Below are 11,146 nucleotides of genomic sequence, written 5' to 3' on the forward strand. Positions count from 1 at the left end.
ATGCGGAAGCTGGAATTAAGTCGATTAAAAGCGTTATTGGTAGGCTGTTTAATGTTAACTTCCAAGCATTAGCTTAGGCAGTAATTTTTTGTTTTTGAATTGTTCTCCTACTCGACTACAGTCAATCTTAAATTCATAATAGTAAAAAAGTAACACCTCATATATACAAATATGTAGCTCTAAAACTAAGGGTTGATAATGAATAGTATCGTCGAGTTCTTTGAAAAGCTGGTAACTAACTTCTCATGGTCTCGACTAACTTTAACTTTTGTTATTTTGGTTCTTTTGGCAAGTTCTTTGTTTGGTTATGAGGCTTATACTCAGCACTTTGCACTCGGGCGGCTTAACGAGCAGGTAAAGATTTTTGATCAACTAGTTGTAACATCGGAAAAAATAAACGCCCCTGAAAAAGAGCAGCTCATAAATGAGTCATACAAAAAGTTAATGGCTGCTTATAGTTCTCAAATCGACTATAAACAAGTGGTTAGTGTACGTTTAGTTGATGAGCACTCTGATGAGGTAGTAAGTGGTAAGTTGGACAATAATGATATTGAAAAGCAAGAAAATATATCTGATACAACTTTAGTCAGTAAGTATTCGTTCCCCGAGTGGTTCACGAAAAGTGCTTATATTTTACTTCCTTGGTTCATTTTATGGGTTTTGCTATTGTTCAGTTCAACCGCTGATAAAGCTAATGCTCTGGTAGGGGTAATGCTCATTGGAGCCATTTTCCTTGTTATCGGAATGGCTTTGCCGAGCTTCAAAGAATATCCTTGGATCATGAAATGGCTGTATCCATGGTGTGCAATGATTGTATTTGTCTCAATGGTTGTCGTTTGGGATAGGCGAAGAAATAATGTAGCTATTGCTTCCCCAGTTGAATGGGCTGATTGATTCAAAAGCTAGTAGAGTATTCTGTCTAAACTATAAAATCGCTGTAACAATGCTCGGTGGTTTCGCTGGTAATTAAATAATTACCAGCGTTTGTCCTACAGAAAATACAGTGTTCTTCCTATTACTATATTCATTAAATTGTAATAGTCTTCACTTAATGTATATACAAATTAAATTGTAAATGTTTAGTGTCTAATGCCTATAAACATTGACCTGTAAGCGATTTGTATATACAGTTAGGCTATGATCTCAATCGTAATTTCACCTGACATAGCTGAAAAGCTGGAAAACAAGCACAACGTATGTCGTCGTGAGATTGAACAATGTTTTGAGAACAGATACGGCAATTTTCTTGAAGACACAAGAGAAGAGCATAAAACTGATCCCGCTACACAATGGTTTGTATCTCCGACAAACTGTGATCGAAAACTAAAAGTTGTTTTTGTTTTCAACAATGGGAATATTTATATTAAAAGTGCTTACGAAGTAAATGAAAAAACAATTGAACTGTATGAGCGTCACTGTTTCAAATAATCGTAAGTAATTTATCAAATCAAAGTGGAGAGTAATATGAGTGCTGACAAGATCCCAAATACCGTTGAGGCATGGGAAACGGATGCGCTGGGTGCAGATGATGAGTTTGTAAGAGTTTCAAGTGTTGATCTTTCAACAGAAATTGATGAAGCCCTATGCCTTCAATCAATTTCAATTCGTCTTGAAAAACGGTTGGTTGATTCATTTAAGTTGTTGGCAAAGTATCATGGTGTTGGTTACCAGCCACTGATGCGTGATGCCTTGAATCGCTTTGCAAACGCTGAAATGAAAAATATCGTTTCTGGCGTTGTTGAGTCTCAACGCATCCAAAGACCAGCAAAGAAACTGCGAGTAAAGCCTATTGAGCCGCCATTGCAAGAAAGAAAGCGTGCTTGATATTTCAAACAAGTGAAAACCCGCTCCGGCGGGTTTTTTATTGCCCTGTTGGCTGGTGCCCCTTTTCGCGTCCACAATTCACCAGGCTCCAGATCTCGAAAGCTGATATTAATTGCTGAAATCTTGACTTGGTACACCGTAACAATCGTTGGGCTCATGCTGTTTGAAATCCCACAATAAAATCCCTTCAATAGTGTTGAATAGCCTCAATATTCTAACACTCATGCCAACTGCCCACTGAGGTGGTTTTTCATGTTATAACAAATGGCATTTCTATCCCAGAAAAGACAGTTACTTTTACTAAAGTGGGGTANNAGCCTCAATATTCTAACACTGTGTTCACCATTATGAGCTGAGCATCAATTCCAGTATCTACTGAGCACTAAATCCGATATGAGTGAAGCAGTGATTCCAGTTGAGTGGAGCAGTAACAAGGATGACGATTAAATTTCATATCACAAATGCCTACTCTATATCATTGAAGGCTATTAAAACCTATACATTGCTGATATTCACTTGTAATCAAACTTGAAGTAAGCTAATTTAGCTCTAGAAATTGCTTTACTAAACTAACAATAAATTTGAATAAAAACATCGAATTTCCGGCATGAGGGTTCAATGCTGGACTGACTACTTCAGGGGGTAGCTTATGTTTCACAATCTGACTATCAACAGAATCATTATCCATGAAGTGCATCGAAGAGATGTCAATCGCAACATAGTAGAACCCAATTATGGTCAGCAGCTTATTCATCTTGAGAACGATGCGAAAAGCGCACTTCAGATCCGAATTACTGAAGCTTTAGGTGAGTCGTCCCATGGCATTGAGATGCAAATCCAAAATACCCTAAATAACAGCCTTTGGGATTTAGCAAATCAAATTATTCAAACTACAGGCAACGATAATGCGTTTATTAACCTTTCACAAACTGTGACTGCCAATTTGGCAGAAGCGCAGAAGAGCAAAGGGATTCCTGGTGGTATCGTAGTAGTGATCGAGGGAACATGCGGTCATCCAGCACGCAATTTAATGTGCGTGATTAAAGCTGAGCCACATGCGGGATTTATTAAACGGCAAGAAGAAGGACAGCTATTACTTCAATATTTAAAGGATTTAATTCTTACTCCGCAGGCCAAGCTCTACAAAATTGGTGCATTCATCCAAGCGAATATTGATGCAGTGCCGAGTCCTGAAAACCCGTCAGCCCAATGGAAAGGATTTCTATTTGATGATCTTGCCACAAAGGGAAATCGTNNCGTCAAGGTGCGGCACAGTACTTTTACGAAACCTTCTTAGGATTGGCTTTTCCAACGGATAGTGCATTCCAAACAAAACAGTTTCATACGTTGACTAAGGACTTCATTAAGAGAGCGAATATTGATGAGGAAACTAGAAGTGATTTACTGACTGCACTAACAACATATCTCAAAGTGGATAATACAGCGACAGTGCAAGTTTCAGCTTTCTCGGAGGCTTATATTCCCACCGCAGAATTGCAAGACGCATATCGACAGCACATGGTGCAAAACAGCTTCACATTAAATGCGATCCACAAAGATCTAACTGAAGTGGCGTCAGCACTAAAACAACGCAAAATCGTGTTTGGCCACAATATCAAATTGACTGCTCCACCAGAGACATTTGAGGACTTTGTGAACATGAGCGTAATTGATGGCGAACCCACCGCAGATGGCCAAACACCTAAGTGGACCCAGATAATTATCCGGGGTCGAATTATGGATCAAGAATGACGGAACAGGAGTTCCTTAAGCGCTGGGAACAGGAGAAACCGGTTTACCAGGCTTGGGCTGATTTCATTAAATACACGATTGAGCAGGCTTTAAAAACGTCCATTGCTCCGACCCAACTCGATTACTTTCTGAAGGTTCCCGTAAAACCGAGACTTAAGCTTGACTCTACTTTGGTGGATAAGGCTTTCTATCGCAAGCAATACGCAAATCCTTACGATGATGTTACCGATAAGGTCGGTATGCGGTTTGTCGTTCTACTGACTAGCGACATCAAAAAGGTCTGCCAAATTATTGAGGCGCCAGAAAACAAACTGTTCTGGGATGCTTCCAAGGACAGAGATTATGAAGCTGAGCGCTTAGAGAAACCGTTAGAATTCTCATACCAATCGGTGCACTTCGTACTTCGCGCGACAAAAGGTAATAAATTTTCGGGTATTGAAATATTAGAAAATACTTCCTGTGAGGTCCAAATAAGGACATTGCTGCAACATGCCCATAGTGAACTGACTCACGACACGCTATACAAGCCTAAAACGGTTGCGCAGCCAGGCGTTAAAAGAACTGTTGCAAAAAGTATGGCTTTGATCGAAGCAACAGACGAGTTCTTCGAACAGGCAATGCAAGACATTGCGAAGGCAATCAAGCCACAAAACGATATCCTTGATTTATTAAAGGATAGATATCAAGCAAATATTCACCAAAATGTGGGTGAGGAACCATCAAATCAACTTTTAGTAGATACTTATTTTGAATTACTGCCTGAAAATCCGATTGCAGATATTTCAGCGTTCTTGGATAAGGTTGGCTATATCTACCCGAAAATAAAACAATACCGTGAAATCCGACACATATTTTCACAACCAGCCATATTGCTTATTTATTACTTAGCATCTCATAGTCCTGCCAGGACTGTGGAGATGTGGCCTTTAGATAGGGATGACCTTAATCTGGTGTTTAGTGATCTCGGCATCAAGTTACCAGATTAAGAAATCGATTTCATTAGTCTTAGGAACCAAACTGCCGCTTCTACTTTATCAAGCAGCAGTTTGGATTAAACAAAGTATTATTGACCAGTAAGCTTTTTCTTTGCGCGCAATTTACGCATAGATTCCCCCTTCAAATGAAGTACATGTGACTGATGCACTACCCGATCCAGGATAGCGTCTGCCAGTGTTGGATCCGGAAATAGGTCATGCCATTGCTCAAAGGGATATTGAGTTGTAAACAATAGAGAGCCTGAGCGCATCCGTTGATCGATAATATCCAGAAGGACATGGCCAACGGATATATTGATTTGTCCATGTCCAAAATCGTCAATAACTAATAATGCCGGTTTAATGAGTTTAGTTTTTAGACTGGCTAGTGACCCGTCAGCTAGTGCTGTCGCAATATCTGAAAGCAGCTGATTACTACGTATGTATATCACCGATATGCCGAGCCTGCATGCTTGAGTTCCAATAGCAGTTCCAAGCCAGGTTTTACCAGTACCAGTCGCGCCGCGGATGGTTAAATTTTGCTTTCGATGTATCCACTCGCATGTTGCCAATGTTGAAATCAATTGTTTATCCAAGTCTCTACTAGGTCTGTCATCCAGATCTTCTAAAGAACACCGTTCCGGAAAGCCAGCTGACTTAATAAAACGTTGAATACGTCGAGTTTCCCGATTGGTTATTTCGTAATCAACCAGCATGGCAAATCTTTCATCGAACGATTTTACATTCAAATTTGGTTGATCAAGTTGCAAGCTGTAAGTGTCAGCCATTCCAGATAGTTTAAGTAATCGAAGGTTCGATAAAGTTTGTTCAACGATTGACATCTTATTCTCCAAAATAATTTGGTCCTCGAACATCAGAGTGCACCGTTCGATTTATAGTCTGTGAAAGTGCTCCAATATGGCGAGCCCTCAAATCAGCATCATTTTTAATAATGGATTCAATGCTACGAAGTGCAGTTATATTCAAGCTTAGGGCATAAGTACATACAGCTTCAAAGCGCTCCTCTCCATAAAGCTTCGAGATCTCCCGCATTTTTCTTGCCGCCCTGATGCCGTTGGTTGGATCGTGTCGTTCGGTTAAATGATAGGTAATCATTCTTTCTGCATTTTCGCCTACGCTCTTCGCCCACCTGAGTAAAGCTAAAGGCTCACCTTCAAGAACGTTACGATGCGCGGCTGGCATATGATCTTCTATTCTGGAAAGGCCTCCAATTTCATTGATGATTGCATGAATTGCGATACGTACATTTTTACGGAATACTTCAATCATCCGATCATTGAATCTGACATCTACTGTTTCACCACGATACCTCCATGGAACTGAATAAAAAGATTTCTGGTGTTCGATAAGATAATCGTCTCCAACCCGAACTGCATATCGCCAATTGGCATATACATATCGTGTTTCGGAGAGCGGGCGTAAGGCTGGCAAATCGAGTGCTTCGAATCTACTTTTCCTGCACCCTTCCATTTTCTTAAAAGGGCGTTCATTCAGAGCAATATTTAATCGACGAATTTCTTGATTTGCTTCTTCTAGGCTAAAAAATATCCGATCTCTTAAGGCAAACAAAACCCATCGCTGTGCGATCTGAACGCCAGCTTCGGCTTTAGCATTTTGCTTAGGTGATTTAGGCTTAGTTGGTAGTGATGCTGCTCCATAGTGTCGGAGAAATTCCGAGTAAGCAGGATTGATAGTTATACGATCACGCTCCCGTCGACTTACAGCAGCCTTAAGATTGTCACTGACAATCCAATTCGGAATTCCTCCAAAAAACTCCAAAGCATTAGTTTGAGCACTCACCCAACACTCTGATGTTTGTTGCCAAACGGCTTCAAGATAGGTGTAGTTAGAACATCCCATTACAGCAACAAAGAGTTGTGCGTAACGGGAAGCCTCTCCAGACATGCTACGAATTTCAATGGTTTGGCCAGCGAAATCAGTGAACATTTTGTCCCCAGGGCGGTGAATTTGGCGCATGACCAGTCTTTGAGCACCAATCCATTTTCTATACCCGGCAGTAAATTGAGAGTATCCAATACCGTTAGGATTGTTTTCTTTCCATTCCCGCCATAATTGTTCTCTGGTTGCTTCGGGTCGAAGCATTTCCTGATGTATGTGTGCCCAATCAGGATTTTCTTTTGTTGTCCTAGTTCTCTGTGTAAGACTCAGAGCTACTTGCCACGCATCATCATCTAATTCGTTCAACTCTTCAGAACTTTTATTGCTTTTTTTAATGGCATCAACAAGCCTGGATACTGTATTGGCTGCAACACCAATAGAGCGGCTAATCGCACGAGATGATTGTTCGGGGGTATGAAAATACAGCCGTGAGATTTCACGCTGTAAATGTATTGGAATCCGCATCAGGGATTTTCTCCTTTATTTAGAATGCGAGAACAGCTGCTTAACGCAATCTTTTCAATCACAGGGATGAAAAAGCCCATCACGCGTGACTTGACATCTTCACGCGTGGCGCAGATACTACAGTTTCAAGTCGATTACTTGATAGCAGTTCGCAACCCGAGGCCGGAATCCTCGGGTTTTGCGTTTTATGGGCCCACAATGGATCAATCAATTTCATCAGGGCATTTCACGTCTCCTTCCAATAATACGCATGCATTCATAGCGTCCTTCTGAGTTGTACTTTTTCTTGGCTTAAACACGTAGCGCTTCGGCCATAAATCTTCTATTTCACACTCCAACAATCGCGCAATATGGCTTGCTACCGCATAAGCAGTAATTCGATCATGAATTACATTGCTCACCACACCACTGGCTACACCAAGGGTGCGTGCAATTTTCGCTTGGGTTATTCCAAGACGTCGAAGCCGATAATTGATTTCAATTCCATCCATATTGGAGATGACAAAGTCCGTATTAAAGAGTAACCTATCTCTATTAAGTATTTTATATCTCTTTAGAGATAAATTAATATATCTTATACTGATATGAATAATCAAGCCATACGTTCAACTTCCTTATCTAATCTTGATAGCATTGGAACAAGATTATCTTCGCTATTAGCTATGTTTGGATTGAGCCAATCTGAATTTGCTGCAAGGGTTAAAGTGTCGCAAGGTTTTGTCAGTGATGTTCTGAGAGGCATCAAAAAACCTGGTGCTGAATTTCTCTATGCCTTAAAAATTGAATTTGGCATCTCAATAGATTGGCTTTTGACTGGCGAGGGCACCATGAAAGGTGAAACTCAAATTGATATTTCTTTCTTACGAATGATTCAGCTTCAAATATCAATTGCCAGAGGGGCTATTCTAAAGAAAGATATTGCAGCAAAAGCTATCATGCTCCTAATCCAGAATAACAAGTTAAATGAGGCTGGCACGGATCCTGAAATCAAAAAGTTCTTGGATGGGATAAAACCTGATATTGAAGATTTTGATTTAGCGATTGAGCTTTATAACGGTCATTTGTGGACTGATGAGACATTACGTCAACGTAATATCATGGCCGCTGTAGCAGCGCATTTTGAATCCAAAAACACTGTAGATCCTTTGAGTTTACTAACCCAACAGCCAACGTCGATTAGCATCAACATTAATTCTATTCAGCGTAATGCTGGACGAGACTACTACGAAGGATGATTATTTAATCTCTGATACTGCATACACTCATCATGACTAATCAAGCTCAAAATATAGAATTGAACATTGCTGAACAACAAAGAAATGCCAACCGGGACTACTATGAATTAAATCTACCCGTATCAATGAAGGTGTATATGGCGACTCGTTCAGATGAGGAGCTGGACCGAGTGGCATTGGGTAATCAAAGAATGTTTAAGTATCGCTTCGGATTGAATGCTAATTCGGTAGTACGTACTAAAATCATTGCAATCAAAAATCGATACAACTTAACCGACATAGAGGTAAAAACATTGATCAAGTCTGGTCAAATTAGAGTGAATCAGAATAAAGTTCTTGTCACACCAGACAAAGTGTCGCCTATTATTGGTTTCGTTATATTGGTAATCATCAGTTTCGTTTGTGGGATTAATTTGTTTGCCATTACTGGTTCATCCAGCGTATCCGTATGGGGAATACTTTTGGCACTAGGCACGATCCTAAGTGTATGGGGTATTTGTATTTATCATATTAAGAAATTCATGGTTGCACCTTGGCAAACTCTAAAACATTCCGGGGTTCTGAAGGACTTACCAAAAATAAAAATCTTGGATAGCCTACGCGTACGTTCGTTTACGATTGAGTAAGCTAACGATTTAAACTGATTTTATTTTTTCCAACTCACTTGAGATTTTATTTTGCAACTCAGCAATATTTAATTCTTTATCCAAGATTAAATACGATAGTGTAAGTATTGTCAGAGGGTGTATTCCCATGGCTGTCGCCAAGCTATCAATCTTCTCTATGGAAGGTCTCTTTTTTCCATTCTCCAGGACTGACACATAAGTTCTGCTTGATATGTCACTAAAAAACTCTTGCGTTAATCCTTTACTTATTCGAATCTCTTTGATGGCTAAACCCAGCGCTTTTTGAATTTCCATACGAAGCCCCTATAAAGGAGCTTATATAGCCAAAATGTGTCCTAAAGGACTATAATCTAAAGGACACATTCATCGAATATTCCGAAATAATGTTAGTAACAATTGATGAGGATAATATTCCGCATACTAATATAGGCGATCTTAATCCCAATTATTGGCGCTACGTCTATCTTGTTGATTGTGATTATTGGTTTCACGCAAACTGCACTTCCATTAAAGGAAGCTCTGAATCAATTGAAATAATTATTGGTGCAGATGATGATTTACTGAGTTTGATCAAAAACACAGAATTAAAAATCAACCATATTTATCTGATGAACTCTTTCACATTAGATGGCGCCAGGACATGGCAAAAAGAAATAATTAAATCAGTGTATCAAAACAAAACCGATGATACAGAAAAGGTCACGATCGAACTAAACGACGGGCGCCTCTTCAGTCTGTCAAAGAAAGAAAGCCTCGTGCAAATTAATAAAGTGTACTCATCAATTAGTTAGCATAGGACACATTATTAGGATGCAAATTATCACACTAACCGTAGCAGTCGGAGGACGAATAACCCTTAACCAGGATTTCATGAATCACCTCCGCATTAAACCAGTAGGTTAATATGATTGTAGAGTCTAACAGTGCTGCAAACCTTGTACAGATTCGTGCTTTGGCTCTTCATGCCTTCGGTTCCGAACCGGTTGCTGAGTCTTGGCTCAATCAATATCACGCCTTGTTAGGGGGTGCTCCTATCGTTATGGCCAAATCATCCTCTGGATTTGCTGAGGTTCAGAAAATATTAAGTGCCATAAATTATGGCGGAGCGGTTTAAGCTCAAGCGATTCAAGAATTCAGCTGAAATGTTGTTCGATGATACTGTTAACACATAAAAGAAATGAGTCAAAGATGGCTAAAGAATTCTCGGATATTCGGTTAAATATGAGATCTGAATCGCAGCTGCGTTCTCAAGCTATGACAGAACAACTTTTAAGAGAGTTGCCACTTCATCAATTAAAGCAAGCATATGGCCTCTCTCAACTAATGCTGGCTCAAGTATTGAATGTTCAGCAACAATCAATTGCAAAATTAGAAAAACGCGCAGATATGTATTTATCTAGTTTGAGGACCCATATCGAGGCAATGGGTGGCGAGTTGGAAATTGTCGCTTGTTTTCCTTGTGGCGCAGTAAGTATAAGCAATTTTTCAGACTTGAAAATTGAAGTTGCGCCTGACAAGAGCGCGCCACTTTAATGCATAAGGTCTAGTTGTCAGATGATCTCTTGATCATCAGGTTTCTAGGTCAAAGTGGTATGCGTCTGATTTATGTACGTTGATGTATACGGACAATAAAGTTTAGGCATAAACAATAGAGTTTAGTGGTAGTTTCAGGCTGGAGTTGATATTGCAAAAAGCCTGTAATATCCTGCAAAGTCAGGTATTTTCAATTAATTCACAGAGGGCTTGAATATGAGAAGTGACTCAGAGAATGAAGAATTTAATGACTCTTTGACTCCCTCAACCCGCAAACTGCATCAATTGTTAGCAAAGAGAGATCTAAATAGCTCTCGGATGCTGACTGCAGAAGAAATCGATTTATTGAGAAAAAGCCAGCGCGAAATGTCTGAGACTTACGCAAAATTGTCTGAATCACATTTCTTCGGAATGTTGGCCGAAAAGACCAACAATGTAGCTTCTCTTGATGAAATCAAAAAGGCGATCTCAGATGGTTGGGCTGGGATAAATAAAGAAAAGTGATAAGTGAGCCATGCTTAATGTAGCGATTTACCTAAGTATTATTGGTACCATCTTTGCCATTGGATTGTCCATTTTTGCCTACAAAATGCACAACTATAAGAAAAAATTAGAAAACAAAAAACAAATTCAATAAGCTCACTTAATCCGGAAGCCAATGAAGTGCAGCTACAGATTAATAATGAATGAACTATGTTGATGAGTTTACCCCCTTAGGTCAGATTGAGAGCTTCTAATTATCTGCGTGGATTCACCGACTTTAGTAATTCCTGTGATCAATATTTCCGTCAGCCCTCAACCATAGGATTATCAGGAT

The 11,146-nt window shown here is 39.8% G+C and carries 15 protein-coding genes; 11 read left to right on the plus strand and 4 right to left on the minus strand.

What is annotated here, in order from left to right; genetic code table 11:
- The first annotated feature begins 198 nt into the window (after nucleotides 1–198).
- The 5 genes from B3355_RS06845 (at nucleotide 199) to B3355_RS06865 (ending at nucleotide 4,562) form a co-directional block, all read left to right on the plus strand.
- The gene (locus tag B3355_RS06845; RefSeq protein WP_292781854.1) at nucleotides 199–894 is read left to right on the plus strand and encodes a hypothetical protein; all 696 of its coding nucleotides are present in this window, start codon (nucleotides 199–201) and stop codon (nucleotides 892–894) included.
- Between the two features lie 243 nt (nucleotides 895–1,137).
- A complete protein-coding gene (locus B3355_RS06850; RefSeq protein ID WP_292781857.1) occupies nucleotides 1,138–1,428 on the plus strand; it encodes a hypothetical protein in 291 nt (96 codons plus the stop codon).
- Between the two features lie 36 nt (nucleotides 1,429–1,464).
- Nucleotides 1,465–1,824: a hypothetical protein gene (locus tag B3355_RS06855; protein ID WP_292781860.1), complete on the plus strand. Its 360-nt coding sequence runs from the start codon at nucleotides 1,465–1,467 to the stop codon at nucleotides 1,822–1,824.
- 1,299 nt (nucleotides 1,825–3,123) lie between these two features.
- Nucleotides 3,124–3,576 carry a nucleoid-associated protein gene (locus B3355_RS06860; protein ID WP_292781863.1) on the plus strand — a complete coding sequence of 151 codons (453 nt, stop codon included), beginning with the start codon at nucleotides 3,124–3,126 and terminating at the stop codon, nucleotides 3,574–3,576.
- On the plus strand, nucleotides 3,573–4,562 hold the full coding sequence (locus B3355_RS06865) for a GTP pyrophosphokinase (RefSeq protein ID WP_047516642.1): 990 nt from the start codon (nucleotides 3,573–3,575) through the stop codon (nucleotides 4,560–4,562). Before B3355_RS06860 ends, B3355_RS06865 begins: the two co-directional genes overlap by 4 nt.
- A 77-nt stretch (nucleotides 4,563–4,639) precedes the next feature.
- On the opposite strand, the gene istB is transcribed toward B3355_RS06865, so the two are convergent.
- The 3 genes from istB to B3355_RS06880 form a co-directional block, all read right to left on the minus strand.
- Nucleotides 4,640–5,392: an IS21-like element helper ATPase IstB gene (istB, locus tag B3355_RS06870; RefSeq protein ID WP_047516645.1), complete on the minus strand. Its 753-nt coding sequence runs from the start codon at nucleotides 5,390–5,392 to the stop codon at nucleotides 4,640–4,642.
- 1 nt (nucleotide 5,393) lies between these two features.
- Entirely contained in the window at nucleotides 5,394–6,935 is a 1,542-nt protein-coding gene (istA, locus tag B3355_RS06875) for an IS21 family transposase (RefSeq protein ID WP_047516648.1), read from the minus strand.
- A gap of 203 nt (nucleotides 6,936–7,138) precedes the next feature.
- The gene (locus tag B3355_RS06880) at nucleotides 7,139–7,426 is read right to left on the minus strand and encodes a helix-turn-helix domain-containing protein (protein WP_152604422.1); all 288 of its coding nucleotides are present in this window, start codon (nucleotides 7,424–7,426) and stop codon (nucleotides 7,139–7,141) included.
- A gap of 93 nt (nucleotides 7,427–7,519) precedes the next feature.
- On the opposite strand from B3355_RS06880, the gene B3355_RS06885 reads away from it, so the two are divergent.
- Nucleotides 7,520–8,170, plus strand: coding sequence for a helix-turn-helix domain-containing protein (locus B3355_RS06885; protein ID WP_081979325.1), 651 nt, complete (start codon nucleotides 7,520–7,522; stop codon nucleotides 8,168–8,170).
- 32 nt (nucleotides 8,171–8,202) lie between these two features.
- Entirely contained in the window at nucleotides 8,203–8,796 is a 594-nt protein-coding gene (locus tag B3355_RS06890; RefSeq protein ID WP_047516654.1) for a Got1/Sft2-like family vesicle transport protein, read from the plus strand.
- A 9-nt stretch (nucleotides 8,797–8,805) separates the two neighbouring features.
- Here B3355_RS06890 and B3355_RS06895 read toward each other — a convergent pair whose 3' ends face one another.
- Entirely contained in the window at nucleotides 8,806–9,090 is a 285-nt protein-coding gene (locus B3355_RS06895; protein WP_047516657.1) for a helix-turn-helix domain-containing protein, read from the minus strand.
- 89 nt (nucleotides 9,091–9,179) lie between these two features.
- Between B3355_RS06895 and B3355_RS06900 the strand changes: the two genes are divergently transcribed.
- The 4 genes from B3355_RS06900 to B3355_RS06915 all read left to right on the plus strand — a co-directional run bounded on the left by B3355_RS06900 (nucleotide 9,180) and on the right by B3355_RS06915 (nucleotide 10,833).
- Nucleotides 9,180–9,587: a hypothetical protein gene (locus B3355_RS06900; protein ID WP_047516660.1), complete on the plus strand. Its 408-nt coding sequence runs from the start codon at nucleotides 9,180–9,182 to the stop codon at nucleotides 9,585–9,587.
- A 113-nt stretch (nucleotides 9,588–9,700) separates the two neighbouring features.
- The gene (locus B3355_RS06905; protein ID WP_047516662.1) at nucleotides 9,701–9,910 is read left to right on the plus strand and encodes an MbcA/ParS/Xre antitoxin family protein; all 210 of its coding nucleotides are present in this window, start codon (nucleotides 9,701–9,703) and stop codon (nucleotides 9,908–9,910) included.
- A 74-nt stretch (nucleotides 9,911–9,984) separates the two neighbouring features.
- Nucleotides 9,985–10,329 (plus strand): XRE family transcriptional regulator, encoded by a 345-nt coding sequence (locus B3355_RS06910; RefSeq protein WP_047516666.1) that lies wholly within the window; start codon nucleotides 9,985–9,987, stop codon nucleotides 10,327–10,329.
- A 216-nt stretch (nucleotides 10,330–10,545) separates the two neighbouring features.
- A complete protein-coding gene (locus B3355_RS06915) occupies nucleotides 10,546–10,833 on the plus strand; it encodes a hypothetical protein (RefSeq protein WP_152604423.1) in 288 nt (95 codons plus the stop codon).
- The last annotated feature ends 313 nt before the right edge of the window (nucleotides 10,834–11,146 follow it).

Source organism: Methylophilus sp. UBA6697 (assembly GCF_002454655.1).
In the GTDB taxonomy this organism is placed as follows: domain Bacteria; phylum Pseudomonadota; class Gammaproteobacteria; order Burkholderiales; family Methylophilaceae; genus Methylophilus.